The sequence below is a fragment of the Streptomyces sp. NPDC048002 genome, from assembly GCF_040653275.1.
In the GTDB taxonomy this organism is placed as follows: Bacteria; Actinomycetota; Actinomycetes; order Streptomycetales; family Streptomycetaceae; genus Streptomyces.
This window is the reverse complement of the sequence record NZ_JBEZNL010000008.1, coordinates 100,526-123,037: the sequence shown is the minus strand read 5'-3', so window position 1 is coordinate 123,037 and position 22,512 is coordinate 100,526. Positions and strand designations below refer to the sequence as shown.

The following is a 22,512-nucleotide window of genomic DNA, read 5'->3' as shown; positions in this document are numbered from 1 at the left end:
TTCGGTGGCGACTCGCCGGGCGGGGTGGATGGTCCGCGGAGATGCCGGAACGCTTCCTCTCCCGTGCCGCTTGGGTGCTGACGTCTCCGCTGTCCTGAGCTGCGGCTTCTGGGTGGTTGAGGGGGTTTATCGACTTGTCATCACGCTTGAGGGTGGATCGCCGCTTCCGGGGTGGTTGGGCGGGTGCGCGGTGGGCAACTCTGGTCTCGCGACGTCGTGATCAACACCGGGGCGGTCGGCCAACTGCCCAGGTCAAGGCCGTAGTTCAGAGGCTCTGAAGCCGTGCTTCACGGCTTCACGCGCTTCACGCAATTCACGTTCTGGAGGAACAGACATGGCAAGCATCCGTACCGCCCGCGTCATCGCCGCCATCTCCGCGCTTCCGCTCGCCGCCGCTCTCTTCACCGGCGTCGCGTCGGCGGACAACGGCGCCTTCGCGGACGACGGATCGAGCGCGGCCGTCACCAACGCCTGGCAGGGCATCATCGGCAGTGGGGTCGGCGGCGACAACAGCGGCAACTCCTCCACCACGCAGCAGCAGGCGATCGGCTCCGGCGCCTCGAACCAGAGCAACACCGCCCAGGTCAACGGCTCCGCCTTCACCGCCGTCAACCAGGGCAACGACAACGTGGCCGTCAGCTTCACCCCGCTCTGGTGGTGAGCTGAGGGCCCGGCTGCCGGGCCCTCGACCGAGGTGTGCTCCGTGGGGTGTTCACGTCCGCGCGGCGGTGCTACGGCATCGCCGCGCGCGGCGTTTCCGGGGCGTGGAGTGCCCGAAGGTGCGTGTCGCCGGGCGCTCTTGACACCCTCCCGTATCTGACGGACAGTCAGAAAGTCTTGGAGGGAGGCGGTTGTGGACTCCGACGAGGACGGCGAAGGGCTCACCGCGCTGCTCAAGAGCTTCGAGGGTCGGACCGCGGCCACCGGGGGCACCGGGAAGGACCCCGTCAACCTGCCCATGATCCGGCACTGGTGCGAGGCGATGGGCGACACCGGCCCCGCCTACACCGGCCCCGACGCCGTCGCCCCGCCCACCATGCTCCAGGTGTGGACGATGGGCGGCCTCTCCGGACACCCGGACCGCTCGGCGGCGTACGACGAACTGCTCGGCCTGCTCGACTCGGCGGGCTTCGGCGCCGTCGTCGCCACCGACTGCGAGCAGGAGTATCCGCGCCCGCTGCGCCCCGGTGACGAGGTCACCTTCGACACGGTCATCGAGGCGGTGTCCGACCGCAAGACCACCAGGCTCGGCACCGGCCACTTCGTGACCACCCGCACCGAGCTGTGGGTCGGCCCCGAACTCGTCGGCGTCCACCGCTTCCGGATCCTCAAGTACGCCCCCGCGGGCCCCGCGCAACGCGCCCCCGAGCGCGCGGCCGACCGGCCCCGGCGTCCCCGTCCGGTCGTCAACCGCGACAACGCCGGCTTCTGGGAGGGCGTACGGCGCGAACGGCTGCTGATCCAGCGGTGCGCCGCCTGCGCCCGGCTCCGCCACCCCTGGCTGCCCGGCTGCAACGCCTGCGGCGGCCCGGACTGGGACACCGTGGAGGCGGCCGGTACGGGGCGGGTGTACTCGTACGTCGTCATGCACCACCCGCCCTTCCCGGCCTTCGACCCGCCCTACGCGGTCGCCCTGATCGAACTCGCCGAGGGGGTGCGGATGCTCGGGAACGTCGTCGGGGTGCCCTGCGACAAGGTGCGCGTCGGGATGCCGGTGCGGGTCGGGTTCCAGGTGTACGACGAGGAGCTGACGCTGCCCGTGTGGCGGGTGGACGAGGAGGAGTTGACGTTGCCCGTGCTGCGGGTGGGCGACGAGGAGTTGACGCTGCCCGTGTGGCGGGTGGACGAGGAGGAGTTGACGTTGCCCGTGCGGCCGGTGGATGAGGAGGCGGCCGGATGAGGGCCGGGGACGAACTGGCGCCGCTCACCGTCCCGGTCACCCGCACGCTGATCGTCGCCGGGGCCGTCGCCTCGCGCGACTACCAGGACGTGCACCACGACCCGGAACTCGCCCGGCTCAAGGGCTCCCCGGACATCTTCATGAACATCCTCACCACCAACGGCCTGGTCGGCCGCTACCTCACCGACCGCCTCGGACCGGCATCGGTGCTGCGCGGCCTCTCCATCCGGCTCGGCGCTCCCAACCATCCCGGCGACACCATGGTGCTGACCGGACGGATCGAGGCCGTCGACGGCGACACCGTCACCGTGCGCGTCGTCGGGACCAACAGCCTGGGCGCGCATGTGACCGGCACGGCCACCGTCGTCCTGGACGGCGCCCGGTGAACCGCCGCGCGGCGATCGCCGGGATCGGGGCCACCGAGTTCTCCAAGGACTCCGGGCGCAGCGAACTGCGGCTGGCCGTGGAGGCGGTGCGGGCCGCGCTGGACGACGCGGGCCTCGCTCCGGCCGACGTGGACGGGCTGGTCACCTTCACGATGGACACCAGTCCCGAGATCACCCTGGCCCAGGCGTCCGGCATGGGGGAGCTGTCGTTCTTCTCCCGTGTCCACTATGGCGGCGGCGCCGCCTGTGCCACCGTCCAGCAAGCGGCGCTGGCGGTGGCGGCCGGGGTCGCCGAGGTCGTCGTCTGCTACCGCGCCTTCAACGAGCGCTCCGGACGCCGCTTCGGCTCCGGGGTGTCGCACCGGGAGCCGTCTGCGGAGGGCGCGGCGCTCGGCTGGGCCATGCCGTTCGGCCTGCTCACCCCGGCCTCCTGGGTGGCGATGTCCGCCCAGCGCTACCTGCACACCTACGGACTCACCCCCGAGGACGCCTTCGGCCCCGTCGCCGTCACGGCCCGCCGGCACGCGGCCCGCAACCCGGCCGCCCACTTCCACGGCCGGCCCATCACCCTCGCCGACCACGCCGCCTCCCGCTGGATCGCCGAGCCGCTGCGGCTGCTGGACTGCTGCCAGGAGACCGACGGCGGGCAGGCCGTCGTCGTCACCTCCCTGGACCGCGCCCGCGGTCTGCGCCACCCCCCGGCGGTCGTCGCGGCGGCCGCGCAGGGCGCCGGACGCGGCCAGGAGCAGATGACCGGCTTCCACACCGGCGACCTGACGGCCCTGCCCGAGTCGGCGGTCGTGGCGCGGCAGCTGTGGCGCGCCGCCGGGCTCGGGCCCGCCGACATCGACGTGGCGGTCCTCTACGACCACTTCACGCCGTTCGTGCTGATGCAGCTGGAGGAGTACGGGTTCTGCGGCCGGGGCGAGGCCGCGCACTTCGTCGCGGCGGACCTGCTGCCCCTGAACACCCACGGCGGGCAGCTCGGCGAGGCGTACCTGCACGGGATGAACGGCATCGCGGAAGCGGTGCGGCAGCTCCGCGGCACCTCGGTCAACCAGGTTCCCGGCGCGGCCCGAGCCCTGGTGACGGCGGGCACGGGGGTCCCGACCTCGGGGTTGGTGCTGACGGCGGACGGGTGAGGGGGCGGGGGACGGGTGAGGGGCGGGGGAGGGGCGGGGGCGCGTTGTGGGTGTGCGGGGCGGGCGTGCGGGGCCGGGGTGCGGCGCCACTCGGCTCCGGCGCCACTCGGCTCCGGCGGGGGCACTGCCCGGCTCCGGCGGGGGCACTGCCCGACTGCGGCGGGGGCACTGCACGGTCCCGGGGAGGGCACGCACGGTCCTGGGGAGGGCACGCACGGTCCCGGGGACGGCACGCACGGTCCCGGGGACGGCACGCACGGTCCCGGGGAGGGTGTCCGCCCGACTGCGGGTGGGGCGCCCCGGCGCCGACCGCGGCCGTACTCCCCCAGGGGTAAACCCGCAGTAGTTCCCGCCCTCTCGTCCACCCTCAGGAGGTGGAGCCTGCCCCACCCCTACAACCTGAGGCGGACTCGGCTTCGGGACCTCCGGCCGATGAGCGGGGGTGGGGTGCGCTCCTAGCGTGGAGTCATGACCACACCCGTCTGCACCAGCGCTTCGAAGGCCGCCGCACCCAGGGCGCAGACCCTCGCCTACCCGTCGTTCTCGTCCTACATGCGGGCCCGCCAGCCGGTGCTGCTGCGGACGGCCCGGTCGCTCACCGCGAACCCCGCCGATGCCGAGGACCTGTTGCAGACCGCGCTCACCAAGACGTACGTCGCCTGGGAGCGCATCGAGGACCATCGCGCGCTCGACGGCTATGTGCGCCGGGCGCTGGTCAACACCCGTACCTCGCAGTGGCGCAAACGCAAGGTCGACGAGTTCGCGACCGACGAACTGCCCGAGCCCGAGTGCTGCTCCGGCGGTGAGGACCCCGCGGAGCAGCAGGCGCTGCGCGACGCGATGTGGCGCGCGGTCATGAAGCTGCCGGCGCGCCAGCGGGCGATGGTCGTCCTGCGGTACTACGAGGACCTCAGCGAGGCCCAGACGGCCGAGGTGCTCGGGGTCTCCGTCGGCACGGTGAAGTCGGCGGTCTCCCGCGCCCTGGGCAAACTCCGCGAGGACCCCGAGCTGGCCCCGACCCGGTAGCGCGCCACCCCGTAGCCCGCCACCCCGTAGCGCGCCGACTCGCTGGCGCCCCCACCTCGCAGCGCCTCGACCCGCTAGCGTGCCCACCCTCCTCGCGTGCCGCCTGCCGGCGTGCCGACCCCCGGCGCCACCCCCACCCCGCTACCGCCCCCACCCCGCTACCGCGCCCGCCCGATGAACGCAACGTGATCTGATCGATCACGCCCCCCTAGTGACATACCGCACGGTATGTGCGCAGACTTTGCACAACCCTTACCACCGCGTAGGCAATGTCGCCCCGGGAGGACCGCCGTGCTGAGCACCATGCAGGACGTACCGCTGCTGATCTCCAGGATCCTGGCCCACGGGTCGTCGATCCACGGCACATCAGAGGTGATCACCTGGACCGGCGAGGCCGAGCCGCACCGCCGCTCCTTCGCCGAGATCGGCACCCGTGCCGCCCAGCTGGCGCACGCGCTCAAGGACGACCTGGGCGTGGCGGACGACGAGCGGGTCGCGACCCTGATGTGGAACAACGCCGAGCACGTCGAGGCGTACTTCGCGATCCCCTCCATGGGCGCGGTCCTGCACACCCTCAACCTCCGGCTGCCCCCGGAGCAGCTGGCCTGGATCGTCAACCACGCGGCCGACCGGGTGGTGATCGCCAACGGCTCGCTGCTGCCGCTGCTGGTGCCGCTGCTCCCGCACCTGAAGACCATCGAGCACGTGGTGGTCTCGGGCCCCGGCGACCGTTCCGGGCTCGCGGACCTGCCGGTCCGGGTGCACGAGTACGAGGAGCTGCTCGCCGGGAAGCCGACCGCGTTCGACTGGCCCGAGCTGGACGAGCGTGCCGCGGCGTCCATGTGCTACACCTCCGGCACGACCGGTGACCCCAAGGGCGTGGTCTACAGCCACCGTTCGATCTACCTGCACTCGATGCAGGTCAACATGACCCAGTCGATGGGCCTGACCGACCAGGACACGTCCCTCGTCGTGGTCCCGCAGTTCCACGTGAACGCCTGGGGCCTGCCGCACGCGACCTTCATGACCGGCGTCAACATGCTGATGCCGGACCGCTTCCTCCAGCCGGCTCCCCTGGCCGAGATGATCGAGAGCATCAAGCCGACCCACGCGGCCGCCGTGCCCACCATCTGGCAGGGCCTGCTGGGCGAGCTGACGGCCCGTCCGCGCGAGGTCTCCTCGCTGGGCCAGGTCACCATCGGCGGCTCGGCCTGTCCGCCCTCCCTGATGGAGGCGTTCGACCGGCTCGGCATGCGGGTCTGCCACGCCTGGGGCATGACGGAGACCTCCCCGCTCGGCACGATCGCCCGTCCGCCGGCCCACGCGGTCGGCACGGACGAGGAGTTCGGCTACCGCCTCACCCAGGGCCGCTTCCCGGCGTCGGTGGAGGCCCGCCTGACCGGTCCCGGCGGGGAGCGCCTGCCCTGGGACGGCGAGTCGGCGGGCGAGCTGGAGGTCCGCGGTCCGTGGATCGCGGGCGCCTACTACAACGGCGCGGACGCCGAACCCCTGCGCCCCGAGGACAAGTTCAGCGCGGACGGCTGGCTGAAGACGGGTGACGTCGGCACCATCAGCGCGGACGGCTTCCTCACCCTGACCGACCGGGCCAAGGACGTCATCAAGTCCGGCGGCGAGTGGATCTCGTCGGTGGAGCTGGAGAACGCCCTGATGGCCCACCCCGAGGTCGCGGAGGCGGCCGTGGTGGCCGTGCCCGACGACAAGTGGGGCGAGCGGCCGCTGGCCACGGTGGTCCTGAAGGAGGGTTCGTCGGCCGACTTCGCCGCCCTGCGCACGTTCCTCGCCGACGAGGCGGGCATCGCCAAGTGGCAGCTCCCGGAGCGCTGGTCGATCATCGAGTCCGTCCCGAAGACCAGCGTCGGCAAGTTCGACAAGAAGGTGCTGCGCCGGCAGTACGCGACGGGCGAGCTGGACGTGGAGAAGCTCGGCTGACGCGTCCGCAGGACTGGACAGCCCCCGGTGTGCGCCGGGGGCTGTCCTTCGTTCGGGGCGTGGGCTCAGGCGCAGTAGTTCGGGGCGTTGAAGGTCGAGAACGCCGACCTGGTCGCAGGGCCGGGGCTCCCGTCGATGGCGAGGTTGTTGTCGCCGAAGCGGTTCAGGAAGAGCTGCAGTGCGATGACCGTGTTGGTACCGACGAGTCCGTCGATGGTGCCGGGGCTGTAGCCGACATCGCGCAGGAAGCACTGCCAGTGCTTGGCCCGGGTGGTGGTCAGCCCCAGGTTGACCACCGCGAGCGGCGCCACCTCGACGCCGGCCACCCCCTGCTGTGCCGACGCGGGAGCCGACGCGGGAGCCGGCGCGGGAGCCGGCGCGGGTGCCGCCGACGCCGTGCCCGCTGCGCCCAGGCCGCCGGCGGCGATCCCGACCGCGGCGGTGAGACCGACGACCGTCCTCGTGAGCCTTCTCATGCTGTTCCCCCGTGCCGTCACCGCCACCCCGGATCCCTCACCGCGGTAGCGGCCGGGCGGGGTGTGGGGTGTGGGGTGCGGGGTGCGCGGTGCGCGGGGTTGCCGGGCCGCCGCCGCCCGTACAGCGACGTGCCCGCGTCGCCGGCTCCTTGTGCCGCGGGGGCGCCGGGTGGCACCGTGCGGCGTGATGGGAGAGGGATGCGAAGACCGGAAGAACCGCCCGGCGCCCGGGGCACCGACGAGCAGGAGTTCGACGCCTTCTACGCGGCGAGCGTCGGCCGGCTCACCGGCCAGCTGTACGCGATGACGGGCGACCTCGCCGAGGCCCAGGACGTGGTCCAGGAGGCGTTCGTCCGGGCCTGGGAACGGCGGAGCGAGCTGGATCTGGACGGAGCCCCCGAGGCGTGGGTGCGCACGGTGGCCTGGCGGCTGGCGGTCAGCCGGTGGCGACGGGTGCGCAGTGCCCTGGCCTTCGCCCGCCGACAGGGCCCGCCGGGCGCGGTGCCGCCGCCGGAACCGCACCATGTGGTGCTGGTCGAGGCGTTGCGCCAGATCCCCGAGGCGCAGCGGCGGGCCGTGGTCCTGCACCACCTGTGCGACCTCACGGTCGAGCAGGTGGCCGCCGAGGCCGGCTGCCCGGTCGGTACCGTCAAGGCGCAGCTGAGCCGGGGCCGGGCGGCACTGGCACGGCTGCTGGCCGATACGGAGCTGGACCCGCGTACGACACGGTCGCCGGAGGTGCGCCATGGCTGACGAGAGGGAGCTGCACGCCCGCGAGGACGCCCGCCAGGACGCCCGCCAGGACGCCCGCCTGGACGCCCGTCTGCACGCCCGTCTGGCCGACCTCGCCGAGTCGGGCCGCCGGCAGGTGGTGCCGCCGGCCGCCGACCGGATCCGGGCGCGCGGTGAGCGACGACTGCGCCGCAGACGGGCCGCTCGGGCCTCCGGCGGCGTCCTGCTGGCCGTGGCCGTGGCCGTGGCCGTGGGCGGTCTGGCGCTGACCCGGACCCTCCTGCGCGAACCCGAGCCCGCCGCCGTCCTGCCGACGCCGGCCGTCTCGTCGTTCGTACCGCCGACACCCGCTCCGGGCGAGGAGTACGCCGCCGAACTGGGCTATGTGTACGGCGCGGTGGCGCAGGGCGACACGGTGCGGGTCACCGTCGACGGGCTCCGGACCGTACGGGGCACCGCGGCACCCGCCGGTTCGGCGCACACCCTGACCCTGCCGCGGGGCACGCTGGTCGAGGCACGGCAACTGGCCGGCGGGGAACCTGAGGACGTGCAACTCGGCTCGCTGGTCGACCAGTTGGCCGCCGGGCCGCGCTGGGTGTTCGCCATCGACTACGACAGCGAGGGCCGCGTGCAGTCACTGCGGGAGGCGTACTGGCTCGACGGATGAGGCGTTGTGGTGGGGTGCGGCGGCCGTATGGCGGGTCGCGGCGGCCGTGAGGCGGGTCCCGCGAAAAGAGATCGCTCCGGGATGCAACCCGGAGGGTGGGGTCGTGCGTAGAGGCCGTGTATCCCGAACACACCTGATTCCTGGGGGACCTTGACCATGCGTGCTTCACACCGCCGGGCCGCCGTGCGCCGCCTCACCGTTCTCGGCATCGCCCTGGTGGCCCTGGCCGGCTGTGGCGGTGACGGCGAGGGGCGGGCGGACGGCCCCGCGACCACCACGTCCGCGGCGCCCTCCGCGACGCCTTCCTCCGGGGCGCCCTCCCCGTCGACCGACGATGCGACGGCACCGTCCACTGCGACGGGCGGTGCCGATGATCCGTCCGGCACGGCCCCCTGGGCCGGGACCAAGCAGTTCGTCCAGATCGAGCGGGCCCGGACCGCCGGTGGACGGACGTACCTGTCCGTGCGGCCCGCAGAGAAGGAGGCACACGACCAGTTCGAGGCGTGGGTGATCACCCCCGGCGAGGGGCCCTACACCGAAGTGCCCATGGCCGAGGACGCCACGGTGCTGCTGTCCGTCCCGCTCGGCGACGGGAAGCACCCCGCGTCCTACTCCCAGGCCGAGTTCGTCAGCCGGCTCACGGCCCGGCCGGATCCGGAGCGTGAACTCCTCGGGTACGACCTGAGCTTCGACGGCGAGGGACGGGTCACCAGGCTTCAGTCGCTGTACCAGTCCTGAGCACGCGGCCCGGAGCGGTGCCCGGCACCGCTCCACCGGCACCGCTCCGCCGACACCGCTCCACCGGCACCGCTCCACCGACACCGCTCCCCCGGTGCCGACGCGCCCGGGCTCATCCCCGGGCTCATCCCCGGGCTCAGCCCCGGGCGGCTCGCCGGCCCGCCGTCGCCGCCCAGCCCAGCGCCAGCCAGAGCGCCGCCACCGCGCACACCCCGCTCCAGCCGAACCGGCCGAAGGCGAGGCCCGCCAGGGCGGAGGCGGTGGCGCCGCCCGCGAAGCCGGCGACCACGTAGGCGGTGTTCGCGGTGGCCGGGGAGGAGGTCGTGGTCAGCGCCAGCGTCTGGTTGGCGACGTGGGAGGCGACCAGGGCCGCGTGGACGGCGACCGCCGCCACGAACAGGGCGGCCATGACCTGCCCGCCCAGCCAGAACAACGGCACCGACACCGCGGCCAGCGCGTACGCGGCCCGGACGACCTTCGCCGCGCCGAACCGGTCCACCAGACCGCCCGCCAGCGGCGCGACCACGCTGGCCGCCAGCCCCAGCAGCCCGAACAGGCCCGCCGTGGCGGTGGACAGCTCGTACGGCTCGCCCGTGAGCAGCAGCGCCAGCGAGGTCCACAGCGCGCTCCACGCGCCGAACATCCCCGCCTGCCGCAGACACGCCCGCCACAGGTCGGGCGAGCTGCGCACCAGGCCCGGCAGGGTGGCGAGGCCCGCCAGGGCGCCCCGTCCGCCGCGGCGCCGCTCGGCGGGCAGCACCCACGCGGTGGCGAGTCCGAGCGCGAGGGTCAGGACGGCGGAGCCCGCGAACACCCAGCGCCAGCCGAAGGCCGATCCGGCCAGACCGCCCAGCACGCGGGCCGCGACGATGCCGGTGAACAGGCCGGCCACGACCGCGGCGACATGGCGGGCGCGGTGGTGGGCCGGGGCGCGCTCGGCGACCAGCGGGACCAGCAGCTGCGGTATAACGGTCGCGGCGGCCGCCACGAACACCGCCGCCGCGAGGGCCGCCGTACCGGGCGCCACCGCACCGGCCACCAGGGCCGCCGTCGTCACCAGGGTCAGCGTGCCGACCAGGCGGCGCCGGCTGACGCTGTCCCCGAGCGGGGCGAAGAGCAGCAGGCCCACGGCGTAGCCGAACTGGGCGACCGAGGCGATCCAGGCCACCGAGGACGCCGTGGAGCCGAAGTCGTCGGCGATCAGGGGCAGCAGCGGGGCGGCCAGGTAGATGTTGGCGGCCGTGACGGCCGTACAGACCGCGATCAGGGTCAGGAAGAAGCCGGGTGACGTCGTGCGGGCGGCGGGCTCGCGGCCGGGGGACCGGAGCCGGCCGGGGGACCGGAGCCGGGCGGCGGCCGGTTGGGCTGACGGCATGAGCGGAGGCACTCCTTCGAGCGAGCTCGAACAACTAACTGGTTGGTTGGAAGCGTCAACAGTCTCTTCCGCCGCCGGATTCCCTGTCAACCAAACAGTTGGTTACCCGTCCCGCTACCCTGAGCCCATACCAGCGAAGGAGCAGCCGTCATGGCGGTGAGGGACCCCGAGGCCACCAAGGCCCGCATTTTCGACGCCGCCGTCGCCGAGTTCTCCCGGCACGGCATCGCGGGCGCCCGCATCGACCGCATCGCCGCCGAGGCCAAGGCCAACAAGCAGCTCATCTACGCCTACTTCGGCAACAAGGCCCAGCTCTTCACGCAGGTCCTGGAGCGGGTCATGCTCGACCTGGCCGTCGCCATCCCCGTCGACCCCGACGACATCGAGGGCTGGACCGACCGCGTGATGGACTACCACGCCGCGCACCCCGAGGTGCTGAGACTGCTCTTCTGGGAGGGCCTGGAGTACGGCGCCACCACCGAGCTGCCCGACGAGGCCGGGCGCCGGGAACATTACCGGCACAAGATCGACGCCATCCGGGACGGCCAGGAACGCGGTGTCATCAGCGACGCCGTCCCCGCCGCCGACCTGCTCTTCCTGCTGATCGCGCTGGCCAACTGGGCCACCGTCGTCCCGCAGATGCGCCGGATCGTCATCGGCGCCGAGGCCGGCGACGAGAAGCGGCTGCGCGCCTCCGTCCGGGAGGCGGCCCGCAGACTCGTCGCGCCCTGAGAGCCGTCCGGCAGGGCGGACGGGGTCAGTTGGTGCCGATGCGCGCCAGCAGGTCCACGATCCGGCTCTGCACCTCGGGGCTCGTCGAGCGCTCCGCGAGGAACAGCACCGTCTCCCCCGACGCCAGCCGCGGCAGGTCAGCCTGGTCGACGGCGGCCGTGTAGACGACCAGCGGGGTGCGGTTGAGCAGCCCGTTCGCGCGCAGCCAGTCCACGATGCCGGCCTGGTGCCGGTGCACCTGGAGCAGGTCCATCACGACCAGGTTCGGCCGGAACTGGCCCGCCAGCGTCACCGCGTCCGCGTCGCTCGCGGCCCGCGCCACCTGCATCCCGCGCCGCTCCAGCGTCGCGGTCAGCGCCAGCGCGATCTCCGCGTGCTCCTCGATGAGCAGCACCCGCGGCGGGTGCTGCTCACTGTCCCGCGGCGCCAGCGCCTTCAGCAGTACGGCCGGATCGGCACCGTAGGCGGCCTCCCGCGTGGCCTGGCCGAGCCCCGCCGTCACCATCACCGGCACCTCGGCGGCCACCGCGGCCTGGCGCAGCGACTGGAGCGCGGTCCGGGTGATGGGGCCGGTCAGCGGGTCCACGAACAGCGCGGCCGGGAACGCCGCGATCTGCGCGTCCACCTCCTCGCGCGAGTTCACGATCACCGGCCGGTAGCCGCGGTCGCTCAGCGCCTGCTGGGTGGTGACGTCCGGCGCGGGCCACACCAGCAGCCGGCGCGGGTTGTCCAGCGGCTCCGGCGGCAGTTCGTCGTCCATCGGCTGCGGGCGCGGGGTGTCCGAGACCTCCACCGCACCGCCCGGACCGTCCAGCGGCTCGGGCCCCTCGGCGGCGTTCTCGTCCGGCGCCCCTATGGCGTACGACCGCCCCGTCCCCTCGGTGCCCCGCGCGGGCCGGGACGGTCCGGTCTGCGCCGGCTGCGACTGCTCGGCCTGCGGATGCGGCCGTGCCGTCTGCTCCGGCCGGTCACCGGCGGCGTCGGGCCGGTTGCCCAGCTTGCGCCGGCGGCCCGAGCCGTTCGTCTGATGCGGGGGAGGCGTCGCCGAGGGCTGCTGCACCTGTGCCGCCTGCCGGGTGAACGGCACCCCCTGCCCCAGCGTGCGCACGCTTATGGCGCGTCCCTGCGTGGAGTTGGGGTCGGCGGGGGCCGCCGCCTCGGCGGGCAGCGGCTGCGCGGCACGGGCCGCGGGCGCGGCGGCCGTCTCGGGCGGCAGCGGAGTACCGGCGGCGGGCGTGCCCTGCGCCGCCGCCGGGTCGGCGGGTACGGCGGTACCGCCGCTCGGGGTCTCGTCCGTGGCGGGCCACGGCTGGGGGGCGGGGGTGCCCTGGGCCGGGGTGGCCGTGCCAGGAGCGGCCTCGGCGGGAAGCGGTCCGGAGGCGGCGGGCGCCGGAGCCCCGGGCTCCTGCGCCGGAACCGGCTGCGCGACGCCCTCCTGGGCCTGCGGCTGCTCCGGCTGCGCCACGGCACGCCGACGGCGCCCGGTCGGCGTGCTCGTCGGATGCGGCTGCGGCGGCGTGTGGTCGTCGGCCTGGTCGTGCGGTACGGCGTCGTGCCGTCCGTCATCGACGCCGACGCCCTCGGCGCCGTCCCCCGGAACCTGAGCCGGAACCGGCGCGGGCAGCGGCATGGGAGCGGGCGCGAGCGGGGCCGCCTGCCCCTGCCCCTGTACGAGTCCGGGCGCCTGCCCAGGGACCTGGCCCTGTGCCTGTACGAGTCCGGGCGCCTGCCCAGGAGCTTGACCCTGTTGCTGTACGAGCCCGGGTGCCTGTACCAGCCCGGGCGCCTGCCCCTGCACCGGTCCCTGCGTACGACCGGACGCCTGCCCCTGAGCCTGCACGAGCCCGGGCACCTGCCCAGGCACCTGAGGCTGAGCCTGCACCAGCCCGGGCGCCTGCCCCTGAGCCTGTACGAGTCCTGGTGCCGGTCCCGGTGCCGGTGCCGGTCCCGGCATCGGCGCGGGAGCCTGCGCCGGGGCAAGCCCGGGAGCCTGTCCCTGTACCTGTACTTGTCCCTGGCCCTGCCCCTGCCCCTGCACCGGTGCCTGCGCCCGCCCGGTCGCGGCGCTCTCCGCGGCCGCGTCCGGGCGGTCCGCCTCCGCGGGCGGCAGGGCGAACACCGTGCGCGGACCGGAGTCCTGCGCCGCGGCGCGCTCGTTGGCCGCCGCCAGCGCACGCCGACGACGCCCGGTGGGCTGCCCGTCCTCCTCCGAACCGCCCTGGGCCGGAACGGACCCGGGAGCGGCGGCCGGTGCCGCGGCGGGCAGTGCCGCGGGCAGCGCGGGCTGCTCGCCGGAGTCGGGCCGCGCCCGCCGGCCGCCCGGCGCCGGCACACCCTGCGGCGGCACCGTGCCGCCGAGCCCGGTGCCCACCGCCGCGGTACCCGCCGCGTGCTCGGCGGCCGTCACGACGGCACCCTCGGACACCCCGGCGTCGGGACCGCCCACGAGGGCGACCTCCGCACCGGAACCCTCGGCACCGGCGACCTCCGCCGCACGCCCGCGCCGCCGTCCCGTACCGCCGGAACCCTCGGCCGGGGCCTCCGCCTGCGCCGGAACCGGCGCCGCCTCCTCAACGGCCCGGCGCCTGCGCCGTCCGGTGGGCGCGGAGTCGGCCTCGGGAGCGTCGGCGGCCGGGCCGGCGACCTCGCTCTCCAGGAAGGCGTCCACCGACGACCGCCGGGCCCGCCGCCGCCCGCCCGCCGGGGGCTGCTCGACGGCCGGTTCGGCCGCCACGGGGACGATCTCGGCGGCCGGGACCGCGCCCGCGCCACCGCCGATCGGCACCTCCAGCACGAACGCGCTGCCGCTCATGCCCGGCACCTCGTGCGTCTGGAGCACACCGCCGTGCGCCCGGACGATCCCGCGCACGATCGGCTCGTGCACCGGGTCCCCGCCGGGGTACGGCCCGCGCACCTCGATCCGGACGACCTCGCCGCGCTGCGCGGCGGCCACCACGACCGTGTTGTCCATGTAGCCGCCCGCCGACACGGGCGCGTTGCCGGTCGCGTCGACACCCGCGACGTCGGCGACGAGATGCGCGAGCGCGGTCGCGAGCAGCCGGGAGTCGACCTCCGCCTCGATGGGCGGCGCGTGCACGGCGAACTGCACCCGCCCGGGGCCGATCAGCTCGACGGCCCCGTCGACACCGGCCGCGACGACCGCGTCCAGCATCACCTTCGTACGGGCGATCGCCTCGCCGCCGGTGTCCAGGTGCTGGTAGCCGAGGACGTTGTCGATGAGGGTGGTGATCCGGGAGTAGCCGGCCGACAGGTGGTGCAGCACCTGGTTGGCCTCGGGCCACAGCTGGCCCGCGTCGTCGGCGGCCAGCGCGGCCAGTTCCCGGCGCAGCTCGTCCAGGGGGCCGCGCAGCGACTGACCCAGCAGGGTCAGCAACTGCTCGTGGCGGCCGGCGAGAGCCTCGTAGCGGTCCTTCTCCCGCTCGCCGAGCGCCGCGTACCGGTCCTCACCGGCGGCGAGTTCCTCCTGGTGCCGCTCCTGGAGGTCCTCGACCTCGGCCACGTGCTTCTGCCGCAGCGCGGTCAGCTCGGAGGCGTGCTCCTCGGCGAGCCGCTCCAGCTCCGCCTCGTGCCGCTTCTCGGCGTCGGCCTTCTCGTCGGCGAGCGTGTCGAAGGGCCGCCGGTCGGTGAAGGTCATCACGGCGCCGACCAGCTGGTCGCCGTCGCGCACCGGCGCGGTGGTCAGGTCGACCGGGACCTTGTCGCCGTTCTTGGCGAACAGCACCTGCCCGCGCACCCGGTGCTTGCGCCCGGACCGCAGGGTGTCGGCGAGCGGCGACTCGTCGTACGGGAAGGGCCCGCCGTCGGGGCGGGAGTGCAGGACGAGGGTGTGCAGCTCGCGGCCGCCGAGGTCGCTGGCCCGGTAGCCGAGGATCTGCGCGGCGGCCGGGTTGACGAGGACGATCCGGCCGTCGGTGTCGGTGCCCACGACGCCCTCGGAGGCGGCGCGCAGGATCATCTCCGTCTGGCGCTGCGAACGGGCCAGCTCGGCCTCGGTGTCGATGGTCCCGGACAGGTCGCGCACGACCAGCATCAGCAGCTCGTCGCCGGCGTAGCCGTAACCGTCGTAGGCCTGCTGGCCGTTCTCCAGGTTCGCGCTGGTGACCTCGACCGGGAACTCGCCGCCGTCGGTGCGGCGGGCCGTCATCCGGGTCGGCTTGGTCCGGCCCCGCGGGTCCATGTGGTCGGGGCGCCGCATGGAGCCGGGGATCAGCTTGGAGTCGAACTCCGGCAGCAGGTCGAGCAGCCCGCGCCCCACCAGTGCGGTGCCCGGGGCCTCGAAGGCCTCCAGCGCGATGGTGTTGGCGTTGACGACGGTCCCATTGGCGTTGACCAGCACCAACGCATCGGGGAGCGCGTCGAGTATGGCTGCGAGGCGAGCAGCGCCTCGGGATGGCCTGCTGCTCACGAGACGCTTCCCTCCTGTTACCGCACCTTGCCGACCGCTCGGGCCATCTTGCCAACCGGCCCGCGACGTGTCACGCGAGGGAGTCTAAGGGCTGGGGTTGTGACGAGGGCGCCGGATGAGAGCGACGTCGCACTACGAAGTGACCCAGAACGTACGACCGCCTCCCTCGCTCCGCGAGACCTTCGCGGGACTTTTACGCAGCCGTTGTACGACCTGTGCGGGTCAGCGGGTCACTCCCGGCCCGCGGGCCGCAGATCGGGCAGGACCGGGACGAGCCGGTCCCAGCGGGCGATCTCGCAGCCGTCGCCCCGGTCGAACCGGGCGTCCACGGGCCGTCCGGCCCAGGTCCCGGTGACGTGGGCGGTGGCCGGCCCGCCGTACTGCATGGTGCAGAAGCTGCCCTCCGGCACGGGGGCGAAGGTGTCCTTGCCCCAGGTGGTGCCCCGGTCGAGGGCCGCGCAGGCGCCGTCGACGTCGGGGTGGTCGCCGGCGCCCGGGTGGCAGTACAGCTCGTACCGGCCGTCCGCCTCGCCCGCGTTCCGCACGGTGACGGTGAGACGGTCCCCGTCCTTCGTGCCGCCGGGCAGCGAGGGCCAGGCCCGCGCCTCGTCGACGAGGGGGGTCCCCTCGACGAGGCGGGTGCCCGCGGGCGTTTCCCCGGCGGCGGCCGAGACGGGGGCGACGGAGGTGGCGGACGCGGCGGCCACCGATCCGGCGGCGACGACGAGGAGCCGCCCCAGGCGGCCGGCCGGGCCGGAACGACGGACGGGCTCGGCGCGGTGCGCGCCGTGGGCGCGGAAGACCTGCAACATGACCTGACTAACGCCCCGAGCCCCAGGACGTTGCGCGGCGCGCCCCACCAGCGGCAAGGGCTTTGCCCCGCACCCGGCCCGCCTAGTACCGTGGGGGGCGATTGGTGACACCGCGCTCGACTGTGTCATCATCGGCACGCACCATTCGCGCTCGCGCGGTTGGGATGTGTGGAGGCGTCGCCTAGTCCGGTCTATGGCGCCGCACTGCTAATGCGGTTTGGGTCTTAAAGCCCATCGAGGGTTCAAATCCCTCCGCCTCCGCCGTAGATCACCGAAGCCCCGGTCACTCGACCGGGGCTTCGGTGCTTCTGTCCCCGGACGGACCTCAAATGTCATTTCCGCAGGTCACAAGGGGTGCGGCCAATGGATTTCACATGGCGGCGGCAGTCATGTAATGTTCTTCCTGTCGCCGCGAGCGGGTCGCAAGCCCGGGAGCGACGGAAAACAGAACAAGCACTCGTAGCTTAACGGATAGAGCATCTGACTACGGATCAGAAGGTTGCAGGTTCGAATCCTGCCGAGTGCACATCAGCGAGAGGCCCCGGAGAGATCCGGGGCCTCTCGTGCTTTTCCCGTCCGGGGGAAGAGATCGCATGGCCATGGGGGCACGGCACGCGGAACCCGGGGTGAGGTGGGGCGAGACCTACCAGCTCGGGCTGGTCCGCGTCGGTAGTGGCAGCGCGTGCCCGGACTTCGCGCCCGCGCGGGCCGCGGTCCGCCTCCGGTGCGAAGACCAGCAGGCGCAGCACCAGGAAGCGGCCGATGCCCGCCAGGGCCGCCGCCGTGAGGTAGACCGTCTGTTCCCACAGCAGGGTGGGGGACGGCTTCAGCAGGTGCAGGAGAAGGACGGCGGCGGAGGTCGCCCCGTACGCCACCGCAGCCGAGGCCGCCGACCGGAGGTGTCCGCGCAGGCCCGGCCGGCGGCCCGTGCCGAAGGTGAACAGCGCGTGCAGCTCCGTGCAGAGCAGCGTGGAGGCCACGGTGACGAGGGCGTTGGCCAGGGCCCAGGGCATCGAGTCCGCCAGCAGCGGGACCGTGGCACCGGACACCAGGCCGACGCCGCCCCCGCACACCACGAACCGGGCGAAGGAGGCGAGGGGCGACGTCATGGAACGTCCTTCCGGGAGGCGGGTGTTGAGCGGGCGGCTCGTTCGGCCGTGCTCAAACGATCCCGTGATCCGCCCGCCCGGACGAGGTGGCCCACCGGCGGATACAGGGTGGGGCCAGCCCTACCGGGAAGGACGGGACGCCCCCCGGCGCGGGGCTACTTGAACGCGTCCGCGTGCCGCGCGGCCCAGTCGGCGAAGGCGTACGGGCAGCGGCCGAGGAGGTGTTCGGTGTCGGCGCTCACCCGCCGCAGCGCCTCGGGCGGACTGCCCAGCATGTCGAGCGTGCTCTCCACGACCGGTTCCGGCATGAACCGTGTCATGCGGTCCCGCGCCTGCGCCCGGGTCAGCTCCACGCACCGCACGGGCTCGCCCAGCGCCGCCTCGATGGCCTCGGTCTGCTCCCTGGGGGAGACGGGGGCGGGGCCGGTCAGGTCGTAGGTCCGGCCGGCGTGGCCGGGTTCGCGCAGGGTCACCGCGGCGGCGCCCGCGATGTCGAGCGGGTCCACGGTCGGCAGCGCCACGTCCGCGAAGGGCGCCTCGACCGTACGGCGGGCGCGGACCGACTCCGCCCACTGGAGGGCGTTGCTGTGGAAGCCGGAGGGGCGCAGGATCGTCCACTCCGCCTCCGCGGCCTGCACGGTGTCCTCCAGCGCCGAGGGGTGGTGGCCGGTGCCCACGCCCTGCGAGGAGAGCAGCACCACCCGCCGCACCCCGGCGGCCACGGCCACGTCCATCACCGCGCCCAGGTCGCCGCCCGCGCCGAGGAACTCCCCCGAGGTCAGCAGGAAGAGCGCCGAGGCACCCTCCAGGGCGGGGCCCAGGGCCGCCGGTTCGGCCAGGTCCGCCCGGTGGTGGCGGACAGCCGGGGGCAGGTCCGCCGGAGCCGGGGCGCGGCGCGAGACCGCGGTGACCCGCTCCCCCGCGTCGGCCAGTGCGCGTACCAGCGGCCGTCCCACGCGGCCCGTCGCTCCCGTCACCACGATCATCCTCGTCCTCCGTAACACGTCGTCAATGTCGTCAACGTCGTCAACTCCCTTGCGGAGGACGGTACTTTTGCGGGGTAAGCAGGTACCTAGAGGAAAGTATCGGGGGAGACGGTGGATGTGACCGAGCACACGTCGGGCGGGGTCGTACCCGAGAACGCCTGTCCCGTCGCGCCCGTCGTCGACGTCGTGTTCAGCCGGTGGACCACACCGATCCTGTGGTCCCTGAACGAGTACGGGCGGCAACGCTTCGTCGAGCTGGAGCGCCGGATCGGCACCATCACGCCGAAGGTGCTCACCGAGCGGCTGCGCCGGCTGGAACGGGACGGGCTGGTCGTGCGCACCTACCACCCCGAGGTTCCGCCGCGCGTGGAGTACGAGATCAGCGCGCTGGGCCGCAGCCTGGCGCCGCTCTTCGCCGCCCTGTCCGAGTGGTCGGTGAACCTCGCGGAGGTGGAGCGGGCCCGGCTCGCCTACGACGCGCGGGAGGACGTGCGGCCGGCGGGACGACGACGCTGAGCCGGGAACGCGGCAGCGGTGGATGTCAGCGGCACCTATGGATGCCGGCGGCACCCGTGGAGGCCGGCGCCACCTATGGAGGCCGGCGATACCCGTGGAGGCCGGCGCCACCCGTGGATGTCAGTGGCGCCGCCTACGCTCGGAGCGATGGCGCGGACATGGACGTGCACGGGGCTCCGGTGGGACCGGGGCGAACCCGTGCTGGAGTGGGGCGGCGGGCGGCGCACGGCGCTGACCCGGGGCAAGCGGGTGGCCTTCGGGGTGCTGGAGAGCGCCGCGCGGACCTGCGTGGGGGCCCGGGGCAACGCCTGCCCGGTACGGGCTGTCGTGCCGGGCCGCAGCACCGGCGTGCGGTGCGAGGAGTGCGCCCGGCTGGACCGCGCGCACTCCGTGGCCGCGGACACCGTCGCCGACGATCCGCGGCCCTACCGGGTCTACCTGGCCTGGTTCGGTCCCGGTCTGGTCAAGGTCGGGATCACCGCCGAGGAGCGGGGCTCCCGCAGGCTGCTCGAACAGGGCGCCGTCTGCTTCAGCTGGCTCGGCACCGGCCCGCTGATGGCCGCCCGCCGCACCGAGGAGCTGCTCCGCGCGGCCCTCGGCGTACCGGACCGGATCCCGTACGGCGGCAAGCGGGCCGTCCGCTCGGCGCTGCCGGGGACGGAGGCCGAGCGGGCCGCCGAGGTGGAGCTGCTGCACGCCAGGGCCCGCGCCCTGCCCGGCTGGCCCGAGTCGCTCGCCCCGGCACCCTGCCGTCCCGTCGATCACGTCGGCGCCTTCGGGCTCGCCGGGCTGCCGCCCGCCGTCGGTGAGGTGGCCGAGCTGGTCGCGGGCGGCACCGTCGGCGGCCGGTTGCTCGCCGTCGCCGGGCCGGATCTGCATCTGGAGACCGGCGCCGGGGCCGTCGTCCTCGACACCCGCTTGATGAGAGGCTGGCAGCTGGTGGCGGTGGGCGTCGCTGTGAACGGGGCGGAGATCACCGTGCCGGTGCGGGGGATCAAAACGGCGGCAACCGCCCAGGAAGGGCTGTTCTGACCGGCCCGGACGCCCCGGACCCAGGCATTCCCTGGGAGCCTCCTGTGCGTTTCTCAGGGAAATCACAGGTTGTGGAAAGCGTGTTCTCAGAGGGCCCGGTCAGGGTGTCCAGCATGACCACGACCTCGCCCCAGGGGCGCACCGAACTGCTGAGGCCGGACGGGAGCCCCGTCCGCGTGCTTGTGGTGGACGACGAGCTGTCGATCACCGAGCTGCTCTCCATGGCTCTGCGATACGAAGGCTGGCAGATCCGCAGCGCGGGGGACGGCACGGGTGCCATCCAGACCGCGCGCGAGTTCCGGCCCGACGCCGTCGTACTCGACATGATGCTGCCCGACATGGACGGGCTGACCGTCCTCGGCCGGCTGCGGCGGGAGCTGCCGGACGTGCCGGTCCTCTTCCTCACCGCCAAGGACGCCGTGGAGGACCGGATCGCCGGTCTCACCGCGGGCGGGGACGACTACGTCACCAAGCCGTTCAGCCTGGAGGAGGTCGTCGCCCGGCTGCGCGGACTGATCCGCCGTTCCGGCGCCGCCGACCGCCGCTCCGACTCCGTGCTGGTCGTCGGCGACCTCACCCTCGACGAGGACAGCCACGAGGTCAGCCGGGCCGGCCAGTCGATCCACCTCACCGCCACCGAGTTCGAGCTGTTGCGTTTCCTGATGCGCAACCCGCGGCGCGTGCTCAGCAAGGCGCAGATACTGGACCGGGTCTGGTCCTACGACTTCGGCGGTCAGGCCAACGTGGTCGAGCTGTACATCTCGTACCTGCGGCGGAAGATCGACGCCGGGCGGGAGCCGATGATCCACACCCGGCGCGGCGCCGGGTATCTGATCAAGCCCGCGGTCGCATGAGCGGGCGACGGCGGACGCGTCCGCAGAGGGCGCGGGCGGGACAGCCGCGGACCCTGCGGACGCGGCTCGTCGTCGCGTCCGTGGTCCTGATCGCCGTGGTGTGCGCCGTGATCGGCACGGTCACCACCCTGGCCCTGCGCTCCCACCTCTACACCCAGCTCGACGAACGGCTCACCGAGGTCGTCGGCCGCACCGCCGGTTTCGGCGGGCCGCCGGGCGGCGACCCGGGCAAGGGCGGCGCGGCCGACCAGGACAACGGGGTCGCCAAGGAGAACGGGGTCGCCAAGGACAACGGCTTCACCATCGACGAACTCGTCACCCGCGGCCCGCAGCCCAAGCGCACGGTCGTCGCCGAGGTGCAGAACGGCTCCATCACCGCCGCCAAGGTCGGCGAGGCCGACGAGAACAGCACCGACATCAGCGGCATGGTCGCCAACGACCTCTCCGAGAGCCAGATCCAGGCCCTCAACTCCGTCCCCCAGGACGGCAGGAAGCACACCGTCGACCTGGGCGGCCTCGGCGAGTACCGGGTCGAGTACAAGGACGGGGTCAACGGCAGCTACTACGTCGCCGTGCCCACCGAGGAAGTCGACAGCACCCTCAACACCCTGATCCTCATAGAGGTCAGCGTCACCGCCGCCGGCCTGATCGCCGCCTCCCTCGCCGGTTTCGTCATCGTCGGCGTGGCCACCCGCCCCCTGCGCAAGGTCGCCGCGACGGCCACCCGGGTCTCCGAACTGCCCCTGCACACCGGTGAGGTGAACCTCAGCGAGCGGGTCCCCGAGTCCGAGTGCGACCCGCACACCGAGGTCGGCAAGGTCGGCGCCGCCCTCAACCGGATGCTGGACCACGTCCACGGCGCCCTGCACTCCCGTCAGCAGAGCGAGATGCGGGTACGGCAGTTCGTCGCCGACGCCAGCCACGAGCTGCGCACCCCGCTGGCCTCCATCCGCGGCTACGCCGAACTGACCCGGCGCGGCCGGGAGGACGTCGGCCCGGACACCAAGCACGCCCTCGGCCGGATCGAGTCGGAGGCCGGCCGGATGACCCTGCTCGTGGAGGACCTGCTGCTGCTGGCCCGCCTGGACGCCGGCCGGCCGCTCCAGTTCGAGCAGACCGACCTCGTCCCGCTCGTCGTGGACACCATCAGCGACGCCCGCGCGGCCGGCCGGGACCACAACTGGCGCCTCGACCTGCCCGACGAACCGGCGCTGGTCAGCGCGGACGCGGCCCGGCTGCAACAGGTCCTGGTGAACCTGCTGGCCAACGCCCGTACGCACACCGAGCCCGGTACGACCGTCACCGCGCGGGTGCAGCGGCGCGGGCCGTGGCTGTGCGTGGACGTCGAGGACGACGGCCAGGGCATCCCGGCGGAGCTGCTGCCGCACGTCTTCGAACGGTTCGCGCGCGGCGACACCTCGCGCTCCCGCTCCTCCGGCTCGACCGGCCTCGGCCTCGCCATCGTGCAGGCCGTGGCGACCGCGCACGGCGGTGCCGTGACCGTGGACAGCGTGCCCGGACGGACCGTCTTCACGGTCCATCTGCCCGCGATCGGCCCGCAGCCGTCGCCCGAAACGAACTGGCAATCGCACTCACAGGCACAGCACAGCGCCACCACACGGGTGCAACAGGGCGCTTGAGAAGAGTCGTTCC

Annotated in this window: 19 protein-coding genes, 2 tRNA genes and 1 pseudogene; 16 read left to right on the top strand and 6 right to left on the bottom strand. The window is 73.8% G+C overall.

All coding sequences use genetic code 11. The annotated features are described in order from the left end of the window. Nucleotides 1-334: 334 nt before the first annotated feature. The 6 genes from AB0E07_RS13705 (at nucleotide 335) to AB0E07_RS13680 (ending at nucleotide 6,404) form a co-directional block, all read left to right on the top strand. Nucleotides 335-661 carry a hypothetical protein gene (locus AB0E07_RS13705; RefSeq protein WP_362249955.1) on the top strand — a complete coding sequence of 109 codons (327 nt, stop codon included), beginning with the start codon at nucleotides 335-337 and terminating at the stop codon, nucleotides 659-661. 192 nt (nucleotides 662-853) lie between these two features. Further along, on the top strand, nucleotides 854-1,900 hold the full coding sequence (locus tag AB0E07_RS13700) for an OB-fold domain-containing protein (RefSeq protein WP_362249952.1): 1,047 nt from the start codon (nucleotides 854-856) through the stop codon (nucleotides 1,898-1,900). Next, nucleotides 1,897-2,286: a MaoC/PaaZ C-terminal domain-containing protein gene (locus AB0E07_RS13695; RefSeq protein ID WP_362249949.1), complete on the top strand. Its 390-nt coding sequence runs from the start codon at nucleotides 1,897-1,899 to the stop codon at nucleotides 2,284-2,286. The genes AB0E07_RS13700 and AB0E07_RS13695 overlap by 4 nt, the downstream gene beginning before the upstream one ends. Continuing rightward, entirely contained in the window at nucleotides 2,283-3,428 is a 1,146-nt protein-coding gene (locus tag AB0E07_RS13690) for a lipid-transfer protein (protein WP_362249946.1), read from the top strand. The genes AB0E07_RS13695 and AB0E07_RS13690 overlap by 4 nt, the downstream gene beginning before the upstream one ends. A 468-nt stretch (nucleotides 3,429-3,896) precedes the next feature. Beyond that, complete coding sequence (locus AB0E07_RS13685) at nucleotides 3,897-4,454, top strand: SigE family RNA polymerase sigma factor (RefSeq protein ID WP_362249943.1); 558 nt, start codon at nucleotides 3,897-3,899, stop codon at nucleotides 4,452-4,454. 303 nt (nucleotides 4,455-4,757) lie between these two features. After that, the gene (locus AB0E07_RS13680) at nucleotides 4,758-6,404 is read left to right on the top strand and encodes a long-chain fatty acid--CoA ligase (RefSeq protein WP_362250265.1); all 1,647 of its coding nucleotides are present in this window, start codon (nucleotides 4,758-4,760) and stop codon (nucleotides 6,402-6,404) included. 65 nt (nucleotides 6,405-6,469) lie between these two features. Here AB0E07_RS13680 and AB0E07_RS13675 read toward each other — a convergent pair whose 3' ends face one another. After that, nucleotides 6,470-6,880: a peptidoglycan-binding domain-containing protein gene (locus AB0E07_RS13675; RefSeq protein ID WP_362249940.1), complete on the bottom strand. Its 411-nt coding sequence runs from the start codon at nucleotides 6,878-6,880 to the stop codon at nucleotides 6,470-6,472. Nucleotides 6,881-7,078: 198 nt separating this feature from the next. Between AB0E07_RS13675 and AB0E07_RS13670 the strand changes: the two genes are divergently transcribed. The 3 genes from AB0E07_RS13670 (at nucleotide 7,079) to AB0E07_RS13660 (ending at nucleotide 9,017) form a co-directional block, all read left to right on the top strand. After that, nucleotides 7,079-7,633 carry a SigE family RNA polymerase sigma factor gene (locus AB0E07_RS13670; protein WP_362249937.1) on the top strand — a complete coding sequence of 185 codons (555 nt, stop codon included), beginning with the start codon at nucleotides 7,079-7,081 and terminating at the stop codon, nucleotides 7,631-7,633. Beyond that, on the top strand, nucleotides 7,626-8,279 hold the full coding sequence (locus AB0E07_RS13665) for a hypothetical protein (protein ID WP_362249934.1): 654 nt from the start codon (nucleotides 7,626-7,628) through the stop codon (nucleotides 8,277-8,279). Before AB0E07_RS13670 ends, AB0E07_RS13665 begins: the two co-directional genes overlap by 8 nt. A 156-nt stretch (nucleotides 8,280-8,435) precedes the next feature. Further along, nucleotides 8,436-9,017, top strand: coding sequence for a hypothetical protein (locus AB0E07_RS13660; RefSeq protein WP_362249931.1), 582 nt, complete (start codon nucleotides 8,436-8,438; stop codon nucleotides 9,015-9,017). Between the two features lie 136 nt (nucleotides 9,018-9,153). On the opposite strand, the gene AB0E07_RS13655 is transcribed toward AB0E07_RS13660, so the two are convergent. Next, complete coding sequence (locus tag AB0E07_RS13655) at nucleotides 9,154-10,392, bottom strand: MFS transporter (protein ID WP_362249928.1); 1,239 nt, start codon at nucleotides 10,390-10,392, stop codon at nucleotides 9,154-9,156. A 150-nt stretch (nucleotides 10,393-10,542) separates the two neighbouring features. Here AB0E07_RS13655 and AB0E07_RS13650 point away from each other — a divergent pair, with 150 nt between their 5' ends. Further along, nucleotides 10,543-11,124 carry a TetR family transcriptional regulator gene (locus tag AB0E07_RS13650; RefSeq protein WP_362249925.1) on the top strand — a complete coding sequence of 194 codons (582 nt, stop codon included), beginning with the start codon at nucleotides 10,543-10,545 and terminating at the stop codon, nucleotides 11,122-11,124. A gap of 25 nt (nucleotides 11,125-11,149) precedes the next feature. Here AB0E07_RS13650 and AB0E07_RS13645 read toward each other — a convergent pair whose 3' ends face one another. Both AB0E07_RS13645 and AB0E07_RS13640 read right to left on the bottom strand, forming a co-directional pair. Then, nucleotides 11,150-15,550, bottom strand: a complete 4,401-nt coding sequence (locus tag AB0E07_RS13645; RefSeq protein ID WP_362249922.1) for a PAS domain-containing protein — start codon at nucleotides 15,548-15,550, stop codon at nucleotides 11,150-11,152. Between the two features lie 230 nt (nucleotides 15,551-15,780). Next, nucleotides 15,781-16,362 (bottom strand): SSI family serine proteinase inhibitor, encoded by a 582-nt coding sequence (locus tag AB0E07_RS13640; protein ID WP_362249919.1) that lies wholly within the window; start codon nucleotides 16,360-16,362, stop codon nucleotides 15,781-15,783. Between the two features lie 170 nt (nucleotides 16,363-16,532). On the opposite strand from AB0E07_RS13640, the gene AB0E07_RS13635 reads away from it, so the two are divergent. Both AB0E07_RS13635 and AB0E07_RS13630 read left to right on the top strand, forming a co-directional pair. Further along, a tRNA-Ser gene (locus tag AB0E07_RS13635) sits at nucleotides 16,533-16,623 on the top strand. A gap of 192 nt (nucleotides 16,624-16,815) precedes the next feature. Continuing rightward, a tRNA-Arg gene (locus tag AB0E07_RS13630) sits at nucleotides 16,816-16,888 on the top strand. Nucleotides 16,889-17,087: 199 nt separating this feature from the next. Here the strand turns inward: AB0E07_RS13630 and AB0E07_RS13625 are convergent. Further along, a pseudogene (locus AB0E07_RS13625) lies at nucleotides 17,088-17,471 on the bottom strand (GtrA family protein); the annotation flags it as partial. 155 nt (nucleotides 17,472-17,626) lie between these two features. Beyond that, nucleotides 17,627-18,457 (bottom strand): NAD(P)H-binding protein, encoded by an 831-nt coding sequence (locus AB0E07_RS13620; protein WP_362249916.1) that lies wholly within the window; start codon nucleotides 18,455-18,457, stop codon nucleotides 17,627-17,629. Nucleotides 18,458-18,568: 111 nt separating this feature from the next. Here AB0E07_RS13620 and AB0E07_RS13615 point away from each other — a divergent pair, with 111 nt between their 5' ends. The 4 genes from AB0E07_RS13615 to AB0E07_RS13600 all read left to right on the top strand — a co-directional run bounded on the left by AB0E07_RS13615 (nucleotide 18,569) and on the right by AB0E07_RS13600 (nucleotide 22,499). Next, nucleotides 18,569-18,973 carry a helix-turn-helix domain-containing protein gene (locus AB0E07_RS13615; RefSeq protein ID WP_362249913.1) on the top strand — a complete coding sequence of 135 codons (405 nt, stop codon included), beginning with the start codon at nucleotides 18,569-18,571 and terminating at the stop codon, nucleotides 18,971-18,973. 147 nt (nucleotides 18,974-19,120) lie between these two features. Continuing rightward, nucleotides 19,121-20,005, top strand: a complete 885-nt coding sequence (locus AB0E07_RS13610) for a DUF2797 domain-containing protein (protein WP_362249910.1) — start codon at nucleotides 19,121-19,123, stop codon at nucleotides 20,003-20,005. A 113-nt stretch (nucleotides 20,006-20,118) separates the two neighbouring features. Continuing rightward, the gene (locus tag AB0E07_RS13605; protein WP_362249907.1) at nucleotides 20,119-20,859 is read left to right on the top strand and encodes a response regulator transcription factor; all 741 of its coding nucleotides are present in this window, start codon (nucleotides 20,119-20,121) and stop codon (nucleotides 20,857-20,859) included. Continuing rightward, nucleotides 20,856-22,499 carry a HAMP domain-containing sensor histidine kinase gene (locus AB0E07_RS13600; protein WP_362249904.1) on the top strand — a complete coding sequence of 548 codons (1,644 nt, stop codon included), beginning with the start codon at nucleotides 20,856-20,858 and terminating at the stop codon, nucleotides 22,497-22,499. The genes AB0E07_RS13605 and AB0E07_RS13600 overlap by 4 nt, the downstream gene beginning before the upstream one ends. Nucleotides 22,500-22,512 lie beyond the last annotated feature (13 nt).